This window comes from Pseudomonas syringae group sp. J309-1, from assembly GCF_032582135.1.
GTDB classification, from domain to species: domain Bacteria; phylum Pseudomonadota; class Gammaproteobacteria; order Pseudomonadales; family Pseudomonadaceae; genus Aquipseudomonas; species Aquipseudomonas quasicaspiana.
In genome coordinates, this window is record NZ_JAWHNU010000062.1 from 1 (window position 1) to 19351 (window position 19351).

Sequence of the window (19351 nt, forward strand, 5' to 3'; positions counted from 1 at the left end):
CTGTCAGTCGATGAATATATTGCCTGTGCTGACGCGATCGCGGGCAAGCGCGCTCCTACAGATGAAAAAGTACTCCAGATCAAATAGTTGTAGTTTGTTTGATAGGAGCTGGGCTTGGTCTGGGGGGCATTCCGACGATGCATGAGACGCAGCCCGAAGACATACCGCGTTATCGTTTATCGCGGGCAAGCACCGCTCCCACAGGACCGCATTTCAACTCAGACTCGTGTGTGCCCCTCCTGAACCAAGAGCGCTACAACGCGGGACAATAAAACCCGGTTTTTGTTTCCGCACATGACCAACGGTCAAGATAAAAATCTGTTTGTCATTATCTCTGCTGTATCCTGCCCAAGCTTTTTAGAAGCACTGGTTCTGCCCAGCAACTAAAAAACTTGTGCAAGGAGCATCGAAAATGCATGAAATTCCAAACTTTCCCCCTGGCCAGAAAGAGCCTGAGCAATCGACACTGGCTCAACTGGAACTCGGTCAACCGGTCGACATGAAAGCCGGTGTACAGGCCGAACAAGGCCAGCAAGCCTCCAGCGAAGACTGAGGGTGATTTTTCAGACGTATCGGAAACCAGCCTCGCTGTGTTTTCATACGTCTGATTGCCGATGACCACAGGCTGCACATGAAAGACTTCAACGAAGCACAAGCCAATACCCTGATCGGCACTGCCGAACTCATGATCAAAATCTGGGCGCAGTTGAGCCCGGAGAAGAAACAAGCCCTGCTCGACCGCTTCGGCAATCAGGAAAACGCCCTCGCCGCGCTGGTGACGACCCAACTGGTCGCGCCTGAACAGCCTCAATAAGGCTCTGCCCCTTCCTGGCCGAATACCCTCGCTGTAATTTTTTTTGACCAGACCTCCAGCCCAACGCTCGTTCGCCGCTATCATTGAGCACTTGTTTGCCTGCCAGGGTTCGACTCGACCCGCAGCCCCCATTTGATTCCCGCCGCAACAGTGGACCGCTTACCCATGCCTGATACACCCCGCAGTGATTCCCAACGCCCCATGGCAGTCACTCTGCAAGTCGTCTCCATCGTCATGTTCACTTTCATCGGCTACCTGAACGTCGGAATCCCGTTGGCGGTACTGCCGGGATACGTCCACACCGATCTGGGGTTTGGCGCTGTGACTGCGGGGCTGGTGATCAGCGTGCAGTATCTGGCTACCCTGCTAAGCCGCCCGTATGCCGGACGCATCATCGATAACCTCGGCCCCAAAAAAGCCGTGCTGTTCGGTCTGGCCGGTTGCGGCCTCAGTGGCGTGTTCATGCTGCTGTCGAGCTGGTTGCAGGCGTGGCCCATGGTCAGCCTGATCAGCCTGTTCTTCGGCCGACTGGTGCTGGGCAGTGCCGAGAGCCTGGTGGGTTCCGGGTCAATCGGCTGGGGCATTGGCCGCGTTGGCTCGCAGAACACCGCCAAAGTGATTTCCTGGAATGGCATCGCGAGTTACGGTGCGCTGGCCATCGGCGCACCGCTGGGGGTGATGCTGGTCAGCACACTGGGGCTTTGGAGTATGGGTGTGAGCATCATTCTGCTCGCCCTGCTCGGGCTGAAACTGGGCTGGAACAAAGAAGCCGTGCCGATCGTCCATGGCGAGCGCATGCCGTTCATTCACGTGCTCGGCAAAGTATTTCCCCACGGCATGGGTCTGGCGCTGGGGTCTATCGGATTCGGCACCATCGCTACGTTCATCACGCTGTATTACAACAGCCATAACTGGCCGAACGCCGTGCTGTGTCTGAGTCTGTTCGGCGCGTCATTCATCGGGGCGCGGCTGTTGTTCGGCAACATGATCAACCGGATTGGCGGCTTCAAAGTGGCAATCGGTTGCCTGAGTGTTGAAAGCCTTGGCTTGCTGCTGTTGTGGATGGCGCCGTCCCCGGAGCTGGCATTGGCAGGCGCGGCGTTGACTGGCTTTGGCTTTTCGCTGGTATTCCCGGCCCTGGGTGTAGAAGCCGTAAATCTGGTGCCCGCCTCGAGCAGAGGCGCAGCGGTAGGCGCTTATTCGCTGTTCATTGACTTGTCGCTGGGGATCACCGGTCCGGTAGCCGGCGCAGTGGCGGCAGGCTTTGGCTTTGCCTCGATCTTCCTGTTTGCAGCGCTAGCCTCTCTCAGCGGTCTGGCCCTGAGCGTCTGGCTATACAAGCAAGCGAAAGCAGCGCGCCAACAGAGCGCTTGATCAGAAATCCACTTTGCCGCGACCCGCCTTGATCGAGCCACGCTTGGTCTTGGATTCCAGACGGCGGGTCTTTGAACCCAGCGTCGGCTTGGTCGGCCGACGCTTCTTCTCGACCTTGGCCGCGTTGACGATCAGTTCGGCCAACCGCTCAAGCGCATCGGCGCGGTTCTGTTCCTGAGTGCGGTACTGCTGGGCCTTGAGCACAAGCACGCCTTCACTGGTGATCCGGCTGTCGCGCAACGCCAGCAACCGCTCTTTGTAGAAAGGCGGCAGCGATGAAGCGTTGATGTCGAAACGCAGGTGCACCGCACTGGAAACCTTATTGACGTTCTGCCCACCCGCGCCCTGGGCACGGATGGCAGTCAATTCGATTTCAGCATCGGGAAGGTGCACGTTGTTGGAGATTACCAGCATGGTGTTTTCACATTACCTTGGAACGATGCATACCCTGTGGGAGCAGAGCTTGGTCTGCTCCCACAAAAAAATGCTTCAATCCCGAGTCTATTAAGAGCGCATCCCGCGCCCGCTGACCAGCAACCGCGCGCAGCCGATATACAGCACGATGGTCGCGATCACCATGAACGCCATGGCAATGCTGATGCGGATATCGGAGACACCCAGGATGCCGTAACGGAAAGCGTTGACCATGTGCAGAACCGGGTTGGCCAGCGACACGGTTTGCCAGAACGGTGGCAGCAGGCTGATGGAGTAGAACACGCCCCCCAAATAAGTCAGCGGGGTCAGCACGAACGTCGGGATGATAGAGATATCGTCGAAGTTGCGCGCAAATACAGCGTTGATGAAGCCCAATAGCGAGAAGATCGTCGCCGTCAGCAACACCACCACAATGGTCACACCCAGATGGTGAACCTGCAGATCAGTGAAGAACATCGACAGCAGTGTCACGATAAAGCCCACCGCCAGACCGCGCAGCACACCGCCCAGCACGTAGCCGATCAATATGGTGTGAGGCGAGACCGGGGAAACCATCAGTTCTTCCACCGAACGCTGGAACTTGGCACCAAAGAAACTCGACACCACGTTGCCGTACGAGTTGGTGATCACCGACATCATGATTAAACCCGGCACGATGTATTGCATGTAGGTGAAGCCGCCCATGTCCCCAATCTGTCGGCCGATCAGGTTGCCGAAGATCACGAAATACAAAACCATGGTGATCGCTGGCGGCAGCAAGGTTTGCGGCCAGATGCGCATGAAACGACGTATTTCGCGATAGACAATAGTGTTCAGGGCAACCAGATTGGGGCGCAGCTCGGAAGTCGTTTCGTTGCTCATACCGCCACCTTCGCCAGATTTTTTTCCACCAGTGACACGAACAACTCCTCAAGGCGATTGGTTTTGTTGCGCAGGCTCAGCACTTCAATATTCTGCGCCGCCAACTGGCTGAACAGTGCGGTGATGCCAACGTTCTTGTCGACTTGCACTTCCAGGGTATGACTGTCGATCAGCGTGCATGGATAACCCATCAGCTGTGGCGCGACATGGTGTTCGTGCTTGAGATCCAGCAGAAAGGTTTCCACGGTCATCTTGTTGAGCAATTGCTTCATGCCCGTGTTTTCCACGATCACCCCATGGTCGATGATGCCGATGTTGCGACACAACTGCTCGGCCTCTTCCAGGTAGTGCGTGGTCAGAATGATGGTGGTGCCCTGTTCGTTCAGCTCGGTGAGGAACGACCACATGGAGCGACGCAGCTCGATATCAACCCCGGCCGTTGGCTCATCAAGGATCAGCAGACGTGGCTGGTGAATCAGCGCCCGGGCGATCATCAGACGTCGCTTCATGCCGCCGGACAGCGAGCGCGAAGGCACGTCACGCTTGTCCCACAACCCTAGCTGGGTCAGGTATTGCTCGGCGCGTTCCTTGGCGATCTTCATCGGGATACCGTAGTAACCGGCCTGGGTCACGACGATATCGAAGGCTTTTTCAAACTGGTTGAAGTTGAATTCCTGAGGCACCACGCCGATGCAGCGCTTCAGCGCAGCGGGCTGGCGGTCAAGATCATGGCCAAAGATATTCACCGTGCCGCTGGTTTTGTTGACCAGCGTCGAGATGATGCCGATGGTGGTGGATTTGCCGGCGCCGTTCGGGCCGAGCAAAGCAAAAAAATCACCTTCAGCGACGTCCAGATCGATACCACTCAGGGCCTGGAAACCGTTGCCGTAGGTTTTGGTTAGCTGCCGGATGGATAGAGCAGAACTCATGTCGGAAAAATTACCAGTGAAGAAATAGGGGATGTAGATGAGGGCTGACACACATGATTACAACTCCAGCCAGCACCGCAATGGTGCTTGGCCGGACCGTTCAAGTACAGCGCGATCTATTGATAGTACCTATCGACGCGGCTCATCTAACTCGGTCAGGTGAGCGCGGTCATGACCGCAGCCTGATAAGCAGGCCGGGCTTTAAGCCGCTCATACCAGCTTTCGAGGTGCGGCATGGCAGGTCGTTCAATCGGCATTTCGAACCAGGCGTAAATAAAGCTGCCCAGCGGGATGTCACCCATACCGAACTCGGCACCGGACAGGTAAGGCTGCTTCTGCAGCGCTTCATCGACAACGATCAACAGGCTCTGCAGGGTTTTGATCGCGCCGTTGATCTGCACCCAGTCCTGCCGCTCGGCCGGGGTACGTAATACGCCCCAGAAGACATCGCGAAAAGGACCGGCAAAGGTCGAGGTGGTCCAGTCCATCCATTTGTCTGCGGTTGCGCGCTGCTGAACATCGGAGGGATACAGCGCTGAGTCAGGCGCATGACGGGCCGCCAGATAACGCACGATGGTGTTGGATTCCCACAACACAAAGTCGCCATCTTCGATCATCGGAATACGCCCGTTAGGGTTCTTCGCTCGATATTCAGCGCCATCCACCAGCCCGAACGCCCCGCCTGCATCGAGCGCCTCGTACGGCAGGCCCAGCTCTTCAGCAATCCAGAGTGCCTTGCGCACATTGGAAGAGTTTTTCCGACCCCAGATTTTAAGCATTGTTTTCTCCTTGAAGATGGCCGACAGGATAGGCCATTTACAGCGAAACGCGGGCTTCATGTGGGACATTCTATGTTGGCCCGCAAGCGCAATGGTTGGGCACGGCCCTGTAGGAGCTGAGCTTGCTCGCGATGAATTCGACCCGGTTTAACTGCCACACTGCAAATGCCGCCTATACCAAGCCTCGCACACAGGGGAAACGCGCTTCATCTGCGGAGCCGACCGGGAGTGGCGCTCCACTCCATTCGGGGAAACTTATTGCTATAACCTAAATATGTGTTGTCTGTACCGGCTCCTTCGCGAATGAATTCGCTCCCACGGGGAATTGGGTTGCAGGCCAGCATTGAATCCCTCAAGGGATCGCGTTCTAGCCGTGAAACTCCCTCCCCCCGCCAGGGTCACTATCCATGCACCCGCTCGGGCGACCTTCTTGACGAAACACGCCCCGGCTCATGATAGTGGCTTCTCGCTGCTGTCATCACGGAGGATTACTTATGCTGTTGTTGTGGATTGTGGTTCTGGTCGTAGGCATCGCCTGGCTGGCGCACCGCCGCGTTGCACCTATGCCTGCGCTGGGCGTGGTGGCTGCTTACCTGCTGGCGATGGGCATCATCAGCCATGCGCCGACCTGGTTGATGGTGATCTTCTGGATCCTGCTGCTGGCCGTGGCATTGCCGCTGGCGCTGCCGGACCTGCGACGCAAACATTTCACTGCGCCGATGTTCACCTGGTTCAAGAAAGTGTTGCCGCCCATGTCGGAAACCGAGCGCGATGCCATCGACGCTGGCACGGTCTGGTGGGATGGCGAGCTGTTCAGCGGCCGTCCTGACTGGGACTTGCTGCTCAGCTATCCGAAAGTCCAACTGACCGACGAAGAACAGGCATTCATCGACGGCCCGACCGAAGAGCTGTGCGCGATGGTCACCGATTGGGAAATCGGCCAGGCCATGGACCTGCCGCCCCGCGCCTGGGAACACATCAAACAACACGGTTTCTTCGCCCTGATCATCCCTAAAGAGTTCGGCGGCAAAGGTTTCTCGGCCTACGCCCACTCACAAGTAGCGATGAAACTGGCTACCCGCAGCGGCGACCTGGCCTCGACGGTCATGGTCCCCAACTCACTCGGTCCTGCGGAACTGCTGCTGCATTACGGCACCGACGAGCAACGCAATCACTACCTTCCGCGTCTGGCTCGCGGCGATGACATTCCGTGTTTTGCGCTCACCGGGCCGCTGGCAGGCTCCGACGCAGGCGCCATGCCGGACACCGGCATTATCTGCAAAGGCCAATGGCAGGGCGAAGAAGTGATCGGTCTGCGCCTGAATTGGGAAAAGCGCTACATCACCCTCGGCCCCGTCGCCACCCTACTCGGCCTGGCGTTCAAGGCCTACGACCCGGAGCACTTGCTGGGCGAAGAAGTCGATCTGGGCATCAGCCTGGCACTGATCCCGACTGAAACACCGGGCGTTGAAATCGGCCGTCGCCACCTGCCGCTAGGCGCCGCGTTCATGAACGGCCCCAACTCTGGCAAGGACGTATTTATCCCGCTGGAGTACCTGATCGGTGGTCAGGAAATGCTCGGCAAAGGCTGGATGATGTTGATGAACTGCCTGTCGGTGGGACGCTCCATCTCCTTGCCAGCTGTGGGCACCGGCGCTGCCAAGTTCACCAGTCTGGTCACAGGCCAATACGCCCAGGTACGTGAGCAGTTCAACGTACCGCTGTCGGCCTTCGAAGGTATTCAGGAATCCCTGGCGCGGATCGGCGGCAACGCCTGGCTGATGGACAGCGCCCGCATGCTCACCGCTAACGCTGTGGACCTTGGCGAAAAACCGTCAGTGCTCTCGGCAATCCTCAAATACCACCTGACCGAACGCGGCCGCGAATGCATCACCCACGCCATGGACGTACATGGGGGCAAGGGCATCATCATGGGCCCAAATAACTATCTGGGCCGCAACTGGCAAGGTGCGCCGATCTTCATCACCGTTGAAGGCGCAAACATCCTGTCGCGCAACCTGATGATCTTTGGCCAGGGCGCGATTCGCTGCCATCCGTTCGTGCTCAAGGAAATGGCCTTGGCGGGTCGTGCAGACCATGACCAGGCACTGCTTGAATTCGACAGCTTGCTGCTCAAGCACATTGGCTTTGCCGTTAGCAACGCCGCCAGCACGTTCATCCTCAACCTGGGCTTTGGCCACTTCGAGAAGGCTCCGGGGGACAGCCTGAGTCAGGGCTACTACCGCGCGCTGAATCGCCAGGCCGCGGCCTTCGCCATGCTGGCCGACCTGAGCATGATGTTGCTCGGCGGCGAACTGAAGCGTCGCGAGCGTCTGTCTGCGCGACTAGGCGATGTATTGAGCCACCTGTATCTGGCGTCGGCAGCCCTCAAGCGCTACCACGACCTGAACTACCCTGAACATCTGCAACCGGTGTTCCGCTGGGCAATGGAAGAAGCACTGGGTGAGTCCGAACGCGCACTGGACGAGCTGCTGAGCAACTTCCCGAACCGTGTGCTGGGCGCTCTGTTGCGCGTTGTTGTGTTTCCGTTCGGACGTCGCCACAAAGGCCCGTCCGATGCGCTGGATGCACAGGTTGCCGCTGTACTGGGCCGCGCCAAAGGCGATCCGACCCTGGAAGAATTGCTGGCGGGCTGCTACCGCCCGCAATCGCCGGACGACGCTGTTGGCGCCCTGCAACATGCCAGCGATCTGTTGGACGCCGCGAAACCACTGCACAAAAAGCTGCATGTGGCTTTCAAGGGCGGCCAGTTCAAACCGGCCGCAGGCGAGCACGTGATCGACGCAGCGCTCAACGCCAGTGTGCTTCAACCGGCCGAGGCCGAGACGCTACGGGCAGCCGAGGCGGCACGACGCAAAGTCATCGACGTGGATGATTTTGCCAAGGATGAGCTGACCCTGAGCGAAGGTAAAATTCGCTAACGACTGGCGGAACTGTTCAGTCCAACCCCACAGCAGGCGCGCAGAGCTTTATACTCTCGCGCCTGTTTTTTTGTCTTTGAGGATTGCCCCATGGCCGACGCCAATCTCGACCACCAACTGAACCTGCTGGCGCACCTGCGCAGCATCCTGGTCGCACTGGGCGAGGCCGAGCAGGTTCCCGAAGAAAGCCATGCGTTGTTCATGGAGCGCTTCGACGAGCTGCTGACCCTGCTGCCGCAAGACCCTATTGAAAGCCAGTATCTGGGCCAGGACATTCTGTGTCAGGTGATCCAGCGCTACCCGCAAATCGCCCATCTGGTGCCACGCGACCTGCTGTGGTTCTTCGCCGGTGACTGTCTGCACTTCATGCCTGACGAAGAAATCGAGCTGTACCAATCGCTGGAAGAGCGTCGCTACGAAGCCGAGCAGAACGACGAGCCGTTTGACTGGAACATGGAAAAGCAACTGCTGGCCATGCCTTCTCAGGGCAGTAAGCACTGATCGTGATTCACAATCGCCAGACATCGATCCCCCTGACGCCACGCACTCAACCGTGCTGACGTCTGAATCGATCTGACTGGTACTGGGCGTATTGCTGACTGCCGCTGCGCTGCGCTGGCACGGGAGGGGTTCGTCGTCGCTGGCGGTCGAGCAAGCGGAAGTAAAGCGCCTCGTGATCCGGTTTCGGGTGGTTGGAACTGCGCAGCCTTTCCAGTGTGCTATGGCCTGGACTCGCAGGCCCCTTGATCAGCTCGATAGCGTCCGCCGCCGGAATTCCGTCGAGGATTTTATTGAACGCAACGGTGACCTGCAGATCGCCAGCAAAGATGACACGAGAGGCTGCAAGGGCATTTCCCTGTTCCGGTGCAAGCACCTTGCGTAACGAAGCCGGGCTCAGGTTCAGTGCTGCAATACCTTCAAAGTAACCTGCAAGCATGGCATTGCAGACGGCGATGGATGTTGCTGTCCAGCCACCATCAGGGGGCACGCAAATGTCCGGGATGATATTGGGCTGGTCCTGCTCGGGGTTGCCAAGGAGTTTGACCACCTCACGCGAGCGCAGGCCACTGCTTGCCAACGCATCGAGGTAGGCCTTGATGCAGGCAGGTTCTTCATACCTGGCCGCGCCCTGCAGGCAAGTGTCGCCCTCAGCGTCCTTGCCTTGCAGCAACCGGTATTTTTCCTGCGTATCGAGCAAATCACATTTGCTGACGCGCGCGATGAAGGCCGAAATCATGTCGGCATGGCCGAAAGAAGCAGCATCCGCCATCGCGGTCTGGCCATTTGCAGTGGTGGCGCCAAGCAGTCTCGCCAGCCTTCCTTTACCAGGCTGCAGGGTTTCCAACTGATCAAAAAGAAGATGGAAATCTTCGGCGTTCTGATTCTCCATCGCCACAGTCAGATTATTATCGTTAGGGTCGCCACGGATAACATCGAAAAAATCGGCGTCGTTCAAACGAGCAGTCTCTAGTAACGCAAGGTAATCGGCGACGAAACCAGGGTTCCGGGACGGCAAATGCAGGGAATACCCCAGTGGTTTGCGATGTTTTTCAATACTGGGCGCCAGCAATTTTCTGGCACTTGAACTGGGTACTTTCAACTTCGCCATGCCGGTTACAAAAACCCGCAAACTCAAGCGCTGATTTTCATGGTTCAAGCCTTTCGGATCGACACCTTGCGCAAAATCTCTGAGCCGTTTTTTAGGTGCGCTTAGATAAGGCGTGGCCTTGCTGCCAACCAGCCCCTTGCGCTTCATGTAGTCGCACAGCCCCAAAAACGCTTGCAGAGAACTGACTGCCCAAAGCGTATTGAGCAGTGACCTGTCAGCCTCCATGGGCAATCTGGAACCCTTGCGGAAGTACTTCATGTCGTCTGCGGGATGCCCAACATCCCTGCTGACGGCTTGTATGAACGGATAACGGCCTTGTTCAAAGTAAGCACTGTTGTCGGGAAAGGCTTTATCAAAGGTGATATCCGCGACGCTCTGATCCGGATAACGCTCAAGCCGACGGTGAACGTTGGAATCGTTGGGGTCGTAAAAAGCCAGGGTAATGCGACCCCCTTTATTTTGAATATGTATGGGCAAATCATGGTTATGGGTGCGCAGCATGATTCGCGCCTCAGGAAGCCGTTTGTCGACCACCTGACGGAACGTGTCGTCCAGCCAGCGTCCAAACTTGTCCGGAATAAGGAGTGGGTTGTTACGCCCGACGATGAGCTCCAACGCGTCTGTTCCAGAGTCAGCGCGTGCATGGGGGTTGCTGGGGTGATCGTAGAACGCCTGCAAGTGGGCTTTGGATTTGGCCGCCCGGTCCAGGAAATCCTTGCCACCGCGCATGTCGGCAGGCTCGTCACCAAACAGATAGTTGAAAGCGAGATGACGACATACCGCCAGTGGCCGAGTGACTTCCATATTCAAATCAACAATGGGGCCACGTTTACTGGAGAGATAGACTTCATCCTTGCCGGGTTTGATCGGGTCCTGCCTGTTACGAGGCTGAGGCCTTGATCCGCTGGCCTTCGGACGACGCGTCCTGGAAGAAGAGGTCTCCGGCTGGCGTGTATGGCTACTACTCTCAGGGCGCGGCCTTACAACCGGGCGAAGGGGCAAACCAAGAAAATGATTTAAGGGCATGGGGATGAAATCCTCTGAATGGCATTCCCCTCTGTGGTGATTCCAGCCTGCCCGGTTCCTTGCCGTGACGGACACCCTGCCACAACGCCAGGGAACTGGATAAACACACGGGCCACTCAGGTAGACACCGTTCTGCTGAGTACACCTCATGATCAATATTTCTCATCCATCCCTGACATCGGTCGCCTTGAAAGTCGGTAAACCGGACAAGCCCTCAGTGTCGGCCAATCTTCACGTAGCCGATAACATTTCCATGGGCGCGAAGATGCATTTTCCCGGCCCATGGCTGGATAAGAAACGGGCATCACTCAGCCCTTTGCAGCAAAAAATGTTCGACGTGGCCTTGAAGGTATTGAGCGGCGAAGAACGCCCAAAGTCCGTCCGGGCCTCTGAAACTGGTCGCGAGATCGAGCTGGATCGGCCAGCCCATGGTGCAACCACTCTCAGTATCGGATTGGAAAAACCCATGTCCGAGGTGCTGGACTATCTGGGCATGAGTGACGGCAAAGGTAGAGCCCTGCTGACGTTGGGCACGAAGATGGCAAATGCCGTATCCCCTCCGCCTACCCCTCCACAGCCTGAAAGCCCTGCGAAGTCCACGCACAAGGACTATCTGAAGAGCGGAAACCTGAGCGCTACGATTCTGGGAAACTTGCTAAATAAAACCTCGAGTCACGGTCGGCAAAACACCGGGGTGAATAACGCCATGAACCAGCCACAACAGAGCTCTGCCACAGCGCAGCGGCTACCAACTCGTGCGCCCCTTGAAGATGCCAGTGCCAATGTCAACTCAGACGTCGATTCCCAGGGTCCGCGAGTTGAAACACCGCATCCCCCTGCGACGACGGAGACGGGCACGAGCCGCCGAAAGCCTTCGACAGAACTGTCGAAAAACAGCGCCACTCAAACAGGGCAGCCAGATCGATAGCGATATCAGTCTTTTTAACCTATCCATCCTGCCTGGATTTAAACCAGAAGCATCGCCAGGTCTCGCGTCAAAGGAACCGTATTTCGGCCTGAAACCACTCAAAGGTTCAAGAACCCACCCAGGTCCCTGTCCGTGATATTTAATACTTCTGCCATTCTCCCCCGCCCGGGCCAGACCACGGCGAGCGTGAATGCCCCGACTACTGGCAACGCTAGCCCGGACCAGTTTCTGGCAGGGAAACATCGGGATATGGTCGCGCAATTCAAAAACCCCAGCTCTTTGCGCAAAACCCATGATAACCATGCCATTGATGAGCGTGGACACCTGCCCTTGGGTCAACTGCGCGATTATCTACTCAGGCAAGGTGCACTGGAGACAAAGGGGAGATCTGCTGAACACAAAGCCGCGCTGGGAGCGCTTAACGAGACGATCACGACGGCGTACCAGAAGAGCGCGACGTTCCGCAGGCTTTTCAACCATAGCTGGGCTACACGCCTGCGTACTCCGTCGGAGCGCTGCCTGGTTGAGATCGAGGGCGATCTAACGAACACTCAAGAGTCTGCCCTGCGGTTACCCGATGTACTCACCCGCGGCCCAAGACCGAAATATCCCGCAGCGCATGGCCCGGAGAGAGCTTCCCAGGAGCGAATCCTGCTCGGTCAGGTGGTCAGCCAACTCACTCAGCTACCCGAGCAAGAGCCGGGGCACCCCCGCGGGCCCAATCCGGAATATGTGAACATCATTCTCAAAGAAATGGGCAAGCGCGACCCTGCACAGATTGCCCTGCCCAACCAACCGGCAGTCATCAAAAATTCAGCTCAGGACGTCAGCGCTAAAACCTCGCTCAACCGTTTGATGCTGAACATCGACTCAGGGCCCAGCCCCTCGACGACTGGAAAGACTTTCAAGGACAGTGTCAGAACACACTTGAATGCTTTCGCCGGCAGGCATCTGGAACTCATCGCCCAACGCCCCAATCGGCGTCAGCTCACAGCACTGGTGCGCGAGGAAACCCAGGCGAGCAAACAACTACCGGAAATATTGATGCGCCTGTTTGGCCAGGTCCGTGGGGATGAAAAACCTATGGCACTGCTGGAAAAGATCGCTGCGCAAAATCACAGACAACAGCTATTTGCCTACCGGATCGATAAGCAACGTAGCCCTTTGGAAATGATCAACAGCCGCGACGGCGACTGCACATCATTTGCCAGATTGTTTTCGCTGCTAGGCGAAGCAGCGGGAATAACAGGGCTGGAACTGTTCAGCATGGACGGCGAGATGCATGTGCAGCTTTCTTCGCAAAGTCCGGAAATAGCCGGGGCGAAGCCTGGCGCAGCGCTAATGATGGCTCGCCATACCATCCTGCAACGCGGCGAAGGCGAACAACGCGAATACTTCGACCCGGTGTTCGGGCAACAAGTGAACCCGGCCTGGTATGGCATAGACCAGAACCGCTACCTGATGCGTACCTGACCGAAAGCGCCGACACCCTGGCTACGCAGCCTGCAGCGCCTCGGTAGTCTGAATCTCATCCAGGGATTGCATCGTTGGACCGGTAAGCCGTGGGCAACGCTGCTTGAAAATCACGCTCAGTGGAACCGTTTCAACTGCTTCGCCACACAGATGTATCCATAGTTGTCACACAGAAGGCAATGAATATGAATATGCGCGTCTCCCCTGATATGCCCAGCCAGATCCCTCTCAACGGTCAGGAGGGGATGCACTCAAACGACGCTCCGGGCCAGGGAGTCAAAGGCGCGGTAGTGCCGATGAAAGCCTTCGTGGCCGGTAATGGCGGTGGCGGCATCTCCTTCGGCCAAGGCAACACCACACAAGTGCCCCGCCAGCCAAACAGCCAATTTGCAGCCGGCAAGAATCAAGACGCGCCCTCGCCCTCGGCGCTCATCTCGTTGTTCAAGGAAGTACTGGAACGCCTCAGCACACCCGGCGGTGATCAACCCGAGGAAGCAGCGTTCGGTAAGCCAGCTCAGCCGCAAGGCACAGGTGCGCAGCGCACCGGTAAACCAGACGGCGTTGACAGAACCTTCGGCGTGACAGCCCCCAAGGCCACTCATGCCCCCACAGGCGCAGCTCCCACGGCCAGAACGGGTCAGGATGCCGAGTTTCTCGATAACTCCAAATACTCCACACCAAAAGATCTGGAGAAATTCGGGCCGATGGTGGCCAACTTGCCGCCCGCGCAGCAAGAGCAGGCTGCGAAAGAACTCAACCGCCCCATCGCGGCAGCGAAGATGGCCGCTGCGGGCGGTCCGGACGCAGAAAAAGCCAAAGCATTCATCGATGCCAATCCGGTGCTCAAGACCGCAGCGGATGTCGGCAAGCGCGGCGGTCAGGCTGACGGGAAAACCACCGATGGTGATTACAAGTCGCTGGCAAAAAATCTCGAGAAAGCACGGGACGCAGGGGCGAAATCCGTCAATGAGTACGTGAAAGCCAATCCCAAGGCTGATCCGCAGTCGCTGCAGATGGTGACCAATGCGGCGCTGCTGCGGGCCAACGAACCTATTACCAAATGCGCCGATCCGAAAAAAGCTGCAGGGGGTGATGAAAAAGTTGGCAAGTACACCACGGTCGATGACCTCAAGGCGTTGTCCTCTGGCAACCCTGGCTTGTCCAGCCTGCTGACAACCTCAGCGAAAACGTTTGCTCAGCCAGGCTTCTCTGACTTGCTCGACCAGGGCGGACTGGAAGGCAAGGCACTGGCGAAGAAAAGCGCCGACGGCGATATCAGCACCCGGAACATAGAAGACTGGATCAAGAAACAGGCCCCTACAAACGGCGGCGAATTCGCGGCCATGATGAGCAGCGCCGCGACACTCAACGCCACGGCAGGCGTTGATATCAGCGCCCTGAACGAAGACGTTTTTGCCAATCCTGACAAATACAGCGGAGACCAGAAAGCAGCGGTCATGGTCAAACTGCAGAAAACCCTGGAGAGCGTGGAAGCCGGACAAAGTCTGCGCAAGACCGAGAAGACTGAAACGGCTCTGAGGGAAAAAATCGCACAGTTGCAAGGCGATAAAGACGTACAAGCCTTCCTCGACAAATCGATTCCCGAACAGCAGAGGAAGTTGATCAGCAACGACCCTGCTCTGAAACAAGCGGTCAATCAGCGTTACCAAAGCCTGACCTCGGGTAACTCACTGGAAACCGATATGCGGGGCGATTTTGATGCGGTGACCAAAGACAAAGACGGCAAGCCGATCAAGGATCCATCCTCTCCTGATTACAGTGCTTCGGTCGGCAACCTGAGCGCCGAATTGCAAATGCAAAAAGATTTGCGCGGCCCTGACGCAGGTGTTCCCACAGCCAGCGATGTAGTGGCGAACCGTCCGGATTTGAGCGCCGAACTGCAACTCTCTTACCAACAGAATTTTGCCCAGGGCGGCAAAATGAACGAGCAAATGAAGTCGAAGGACGCCAAGCCGGAAAAAGTACTGGCCGACGTCGACGGCCAGAAAGCAGCCTACGACGCTGTGTTGCCGCCAGAAATTACCGCCGCCAGCCAGGACGCCTACACCGAGGCCACGCTGGCCGCCTTGAAGACCACCAAGGCTGGCGTCGACATGATTACCGACTTCAAGGACGCCACTGCCGGGCTGGGCAATAAAGATCCACAAAGCATCACCGCAAAGGACTTGAAAGCCGAAGCTGAAAAGCGTGCCAATACTGCCCTTGACGGCAAGGGCATGGCGGGTGGCGCTCTGGGCGCGGCTGGCGGTGTGTATGCCATGACGTCCGTTTCCGGATTGCTGGCTCAGGGTAAGGATGCCGAGGCAGGTAAAGCGATCTACGACAGTATCCGTGGCGCGGGCACCGCTGCGCGGGTTGGCTATGACCTGGCAACCAAATCAAGCACTGCTGGTGGGGAGATCGCCGGTAAAATCGCGGGGCGTGCCGTTGGCGCGGTTGCCGGCCGTGTTGCAGGCATGGCGGCTGCCAGCGCCGTCGCAAGCGCCGTGCCGGTCGTTGGCTGGATCGCCGATGCGGCCATGGCGATAGGTTTCGGCATCAAAGCGATTATCGATGCGGTGCACAAAAAACAGGATCAGAAAGCCTTCGACCACAATGTCGATCCAACGCTGGACCAGTTCGGTATTCCCAAGGCGCATTGATCTTCTGAGGCGGTGACGGCGTAGGTATCTGTACATATCCATTACCGCGTTTATGGCTGATATTGGTTGCGCTTTTACAGCGCCTCACTTTCGAAAAGCGCGAAAGTAAGCAAAGCGCTCTTGCCCCACCACTCGGCACCTCGCTGTCGCTCGGTGTACCCGCCCGCAGATCCTGAACCGTGGGCCGCCGCAATGGGCCATCCATGGCCCGGTGCGGCTAAACCGGCATCCTTGCCGGTTTACCCACGCTTCAGAATCTGCGTTCGGCCAACGTGTTTAACGGGGCGCCTCAGATCAAAATCAAGAGCGCGGCGGCCTGACAGCCGACCTGTCTTCTTGGGTTTGACGACATTCTGTAGGAGCTGCCGAAGGCTGCGATGCGGTGTGTCAGACGATGTATTCGTTGGCTGTGATGACGTCTCGCTAACAAGTTCGCTCCTACCGCGCCGAGGCGATCCCCCTGTTTTCGCTTTGCTTTTGATCTGCTTTTGATGTTGATCTTAGGCGCCCCGTTAAACCACGACGGCCGGAATTCGATATTGCTGCGTGGGGTAAACCGGCAGGGATGCCGGTTTAGCCGCCTCAGGCCATGGATGGCCGGTGGCGGCGGCCCCACGCAGCAATGTCGGATTACGGGTATGCCGAGCGACAGCGAGGCACCCAGTGGTGGGGCAAGAGCGTTTTGCTTACTTTTGTCTGGGCCGGCTTCCGGATGTTCAAAAGTGAGGCGCTGTAAAAGCGCAACCAATATCCGCCATCACGCAACAACGGATATGCACAAAAACATCCCTACCCATGAAAAGTTGTGCAGATACGCCCATGCGTTGCTCAGCGATCAGCAACCATGCGCTTCAGTCGTTCCTGAATCTTGCTTTTATAAAGCCGCGCCGGTTCGCCACCCGCCGGGCGATGGTACATGCCAGCAGCGCTGACCCAGTCTCCGGTTTGCTGATAATACTGACGTAGCAACAAGGCAGCGCTTTGCAGGTTATTGATCGGGTGGAGCGCATCGCAGGGCTCGCGAAACCGGGCGCGACCGATGTAACCCCAGTTCTGCTGAGTCAGGCCGATATCCACCGCATACACACCCTGCTCGGAGATTGCCTTGAGCACCGCGCGGCAGGCCTCATCGCGAGTTTCGAAACGCAGCGGCTTGCCTTTAACGTTCAGGGTCCAGGGCCATGGGTAATACCCGATGCGCAACTGCGTGTTGCTTTCAGTCTGCGCCACCGCATAAAGCAACTGCGCCGGAACCCCGGCGGCCTCGGCCACCTGCCGGTACGCGGTTGGCGGACCTGCCCAGGCGGGATCAGCCGCTAATACGCCGAAGAACGCCAGCAGCGCACCTAACTGCCCCGTCCTCACCCGACGTTCCCGCCTCATGCCAACATCTGCCAGTTGCCCCGCGAATCGGCAGCGCCTTTGTCATCGATGGATACTGACCAGAGGCGTCGAATACTGATGCTGATATTCATAAAGCTTCCTTGACGGTAGAAAGACAAACATCGGCCATCAGTAACGGATGTCCGGCATGTTGCGCTGGTTGAGATGCTGTTGTTGAATTCGCTGGCGCAAGCGCTGCTGCTCGACAATGCGACGTTGGGCATTGCGCTGCTGATTGATCTGGTCTTGCTGTCGGCGCTCCTGGAGGTAGCGCTGCTGAGTCCGGCGGTTATCCTGCGCTTGCTGCGCAGCCCGGCATTGCGCAACGATGGTTGCCAGCTGTCCGCGCCATTTAGCTGCACCGACGTTGTCCTGATCTGCAATTGCCTGAGCCAGACGCTGGCTTGCAGCCCTGTGAGCCTGGTAGCAGGCGCTGGGGGTCGGCCATGCCGCTTGTGCCAGACAAGGCATCAACACCATGACCAGGCACAGCATGATTTTCATGATCACATCTCCACTTGCGTCACCACCTATCAGTCTGTGTGGTCACAGCATGCGAAAACGTTGCATGTAATCGATCAGTCGATCAGGTCACGCCAGCCAGGGTCGATGTCGAGCGCCAGGCCAGCATTGTGAAGGGTGTCCAGCAATCGATAGAGCGCGCTGCGATCAGCGATAGGGCACTGGGCGGGATAGTCGCCAACTGGATGGGGCAGGAAAAGCATGGCAGGGAAGTCATCTGCCGCCAGGCCGCCCGGGCGAGGCCTGATGTCTTGCTCAAGCGGGGCTATTCCGGCGGCGTCGTCATCCAGCGCGGCGAGGATCATTTCGATGCGTCCGGCCAGTTCGGCGCACGCTGGATCAACAGGCTCAGGGTTGTCGCCCAGGCTACGCCGATAGGCAGCGTTCCAGACCTGGGTTTCTTCATAGCTGGGGCCACCGCAATCGAGCAGCGGTGCCAGCAATAAAAGCTCGTAATCCCCCGCCTTACCGACCGGCTCAGCCCGAGTGGTGGCAAGCGTCAAGGGCATGCTGCCTTGCCAGAGGCTCCACTGGTCCGGACTTTCGCGCCGCGCCAGGAGCGAAAGAATCTGATTGCCGATACCCAGAGTTTGCAAACTCTGTATCCCGTTGCGTTCTCCGCCCATCGCCAACAACTCACCCTCGTTAAGCATCTGGCGCAAGCGGCTGTCGCTGAGCAAGGCGGGATTTACTGCAAGGCTTGTGCTCTGAGGCAAGGCATCGGGCGATGGCAACAGGTCTGGCTGGCTGAAACCCGTCAGGCTGTCGAGCTCCCACAACGGCCGCCCATCGACCCACAATTGGGTCAACCCCGAGGCTCTGGCCCGCACACCGAACACAATGCGCCTGCGCTCGGAAAACCGCTGGAATGCATAGGCATGGGCGCCCGGCATACCGGGCCACGCAGCATTGCCGGCTTTCTGCAAGCATTGGTCAAGGGGATCTTGAGCGGCCCGTAACGGCACGGGCGCCAAGCCGGGCTGTATTTGCCGCGGACCGCCAATCTTGAAGTTCGACATGCTTACCTCTCACGCGCGAAAACCTTCTGGCAGATTATCACGCAACTGCGTGCGGGCCCTGGACAGGCGTGAGCGAATTGTACCGATCGGCACACCCAACACATCGGCAGCATCCTGGTAACTGCCTTCGGTTTCGACAGTGACTTCCAGCGTATGACGCATGACGGCTGGCAGTACGGCGATAGCTTGAACAGTGCGCTCCAGGTCTCGATAACTTTCTATGTGACCGCAAATATCCAGACTTGGCTCGGCATGCGCAAGCTGCTCCTCGAACTCGACGTGCATGGGCCGACGATAGAGTTTGCGAAAATGATTACGGATCAGATTCAGGGCGATACCGCATAACCAGGTCTCGGGTTTGCACTGTTGCAAAAAGCGGCTTTCGGCATTCAGGGCTTCGACAAAAGTTTGCTGAAGAATGTCTTCGGCATCCTCCTGATTAATGACGCGCTTATGTATGAAATTCTGCAGTTTCTGAAGTTGTTGTTGGGTCAACTGGGCGAAGCAGGAGGTGCCGGTCCGCGTGGGCAGTAAGCTCTGGTTCATCGCGTTCATACTGAATTATTCCCTTAGATCCTCGTCGTGAGCGCTTCA

17 protein-coding genes are annotated in these 19351 nt (G+C 57.6%); 8 read left to right on the top strand and 9 right to left on the bottom strand.

The genetic code is table 11. The features are described from left to right. The first annotated feature begins 412 nt into the window (after nucleotides 1-412). From RX972_RS24625 to RX972_RS24635, 3 genes are all read left to right on the top strand, one after another. On the top strand, nucleotides 413-553 hold the full coding sequence (locus RX972_RS24625) for a hypothetical protein (protein WP_164706047.1): 141 nt from the start codon (nucleotides 413-415) through the stop codon (nucleotides 551-553). Between the two features lie 78 nt (nucleotides 554-631). After that, a complete protein-coding gene (locus RX972_RS24630) occupies nucleotides 632-814 on the top strand; it encodes a hypothetical protein (protein WP_027898125.1) in 183 nt (60 codons plus the stop codon). Between the two features lie 165 nt (nucleotides 815-979). Next, complete coding sequence (locus tag RX972_RS24635) at nucleotides 980-2188, top strand: MFS transporter (RefSeq protein ID WP_095094626.1); 1209 nt, start codon at nucleotides 980-982, stop codon at nucleotides 2186-2188. Here the strand turns inward: RX972_RS24635 and arfB are convergent, their stop codons facing one another. The 4 genes from arfB to RX972_RS24655 form a co-directional block, all read right to left on the bottom strand. Then, nucleotides 2189-2602, bottom strand: coding sequence for an alternative ribosome rescue aminoacyl-tRNA hydrolase ArfB (gene arfB / locus RX972_RS24640; RefSeq protein ID WP_099267404.1), 414 nt, complete (start codon nucleotides 2600-2602; stop codon nucleotides 2189-2191). A 90-nt stretch (nucleotides 2603-2692) separates the two neighbouring features. After that, complete coding sequence (locus RX972_RS24645; RefSeq protein ID WP_027897900.1) at nucleotides 2693-3484, bottom strand: ABC transporter permease; 792 nt, start codon at nucleotides 3482-3484, stop codon at nucleotides 2693-2695. Then, entirely contained in the window at nucleotides 3481-4413 is a 933-nt protein-coding gene (locus RX972_RS24650) for an ABC transporter ATP-binding protein (RefSeq protein WP_027897901.1), read from the bottom strand. Before RX972_RS24650 ends, RX972_RS24645 begins: the two co-directional genes overlap by 4 nt. A 155-nt stretch (nucleotides 4414-4568) precedes the next feature. Then, complete coding sequence (locus RX972_RS24655) at nucleotides 4569-5192, bottom strand: glutathione S-transferase (protein ID WP_316879387.1); 624 nt, start codon at nucleotides 5190-5192, stop codon at nucleotides 4569-4571. Nucleotides 5193-5686: 494 nt separating this feature from the next. Here RX972_RS24655 and RX972_RS24660 point away from each other — a divergent pair, with 494 nt between their 5' ends. After that, nucleotides 5687-8134 carry an acyl-CoA dehydrogenase gene (locus tag RX972_RS24660; RefSeq protein ID WP_316879389.1) on the top strand — a complete coding sequence of 816 codons (2448 nt, stop codon included), beginning with the start codon at nucleotides 5687-5689 and terminating at the stop codon, nucleotides 8132-8134. Between the two features lie 90 nt (nucleotides 8135-8224). Next, on the top strand, nucleotides 8225-8635 hold the full coding sequence (locus RX972_RS24665) for a PA2817 family protein (protein WP_095094636.1): 411 nt from the start codon (nucleotides 8225-8227) through the stop codon (nucleotides 8633-8635). A 46-nt stretch (nucleotides 8636-8681) separates the two neighbouring features. On the opposite strand, the gene RX972_RS24670 is transcribed toward RX972_RS24665, so the two are convergent. After that, nucleotides 8682-10844 carry a hypothetical protein gene (locus RX972_RS24670; protein WP_316879391.1) on the bottom strand — a complete coding sequence of 721 codons (2163 nt, stop codon included), beginning with the start codon at nucleotides 10842-10844 and terminating at the stop codon, nucleotides 8682-8684. Nucleotides 10845-10917: 73 nt separating this feature from the next. On the opposite strand from RX972_RS24670, the gene RX972_RS24675 reads away from it, so the two are divergent. The 3 genes from RX972_RS24675 to RX972_RS24685 all read left to right on the top strand — a co-directional run bounded on the left by RX972_RS24675 (nucleotide 10918) and on the right by RX972_RS24685 (nucleotide 15833). Beyond that, entirely contained in the window at nucleotides 10918-11697 is a 780-nt protein-coding gene (locus RX972_RS24675; RefSeq protein WP_316879393.1) for a hypothetical protein, read from the top strand. A 132-nt stretch (nucleotides 11698-11829) separates the two neighbouring features. After that, nucleotides 11830-13170, top strand: coding sequence for a PipA/GogA/GtgA family type III secretion system effector (locus tag RX972_RS24680; protein ID WP_316879395.1), 1341 nt, complete (start codon nucleotides 11830-11832; stop codon nucleotides 13168-13170). Nucleotides 13171-13361: 191 nt separating this feature from the next. Then, nucleotides 13362-15833, top strand: coding sequence for a type III effector HrpK domain-containing protein (locus tag RX972_RS24685; protein ID WP_164706044.1), 2472 nt, complete (start codon nucleotides 13362-13364; stop codon nucleotides 15831-15833). 828 nt (nucleotides 15834-16661) lie between these two features. On the opposite strand, the gene RX972_RS24690 is transcribed toward RX972_RS24685, so the two are convergent. From RX972_RS24690 to RX972_RS24705, 4 genes are all read right to left on the bottom strand, one after another. Next, nucleotides 16662-17216, bottom strand: a complete 555-nt coding sequence (locus RX972_RS24690; RefSeq protein WP_241154031.1) for a transglycosylase SLT domain-containing protein — start codon at nucleotides 17214-17216, stop codon at nucleotides 16662-16664. 129 nt (nucleotides 17217-17345) lie between these two features. Then, entirely contained in the window at nucleotides 17346-17720 is a 375-nt protein-coding gene (locus RX972_RS24695) for a hypothetical protein (RefSeq protein ID WP_263267941.1), read from the bottom strand. Nucleotides 17721-17794: 74 nt separating this feature from the next. Further along, on the bottom strand, nucleotides 17795-18757 hold the full coding sequence (locus RX972_RS24700) for a hypothetical protein (protein ID WP_231678079.1): 963 nt from the start codon (nucleotides 18755-18757) through the stop codon (nucleotides 17795-17797). Nucleotides 18758-18766: 9 nt separating this feature from the next. Continuing rightward, nucleotides 18767-19312, bottom strand: coding sequence for an RNA polymerase sigma factor (locus RX972_RS24705; protein ID WP_049827211.1), 546 nt, complete (start codon nucleotides 19310-19312; stop codon nucleotides 18767-18769). Between the last annotated feature and the right edge of the window lie 39 nt (nucleotides 19313-19351).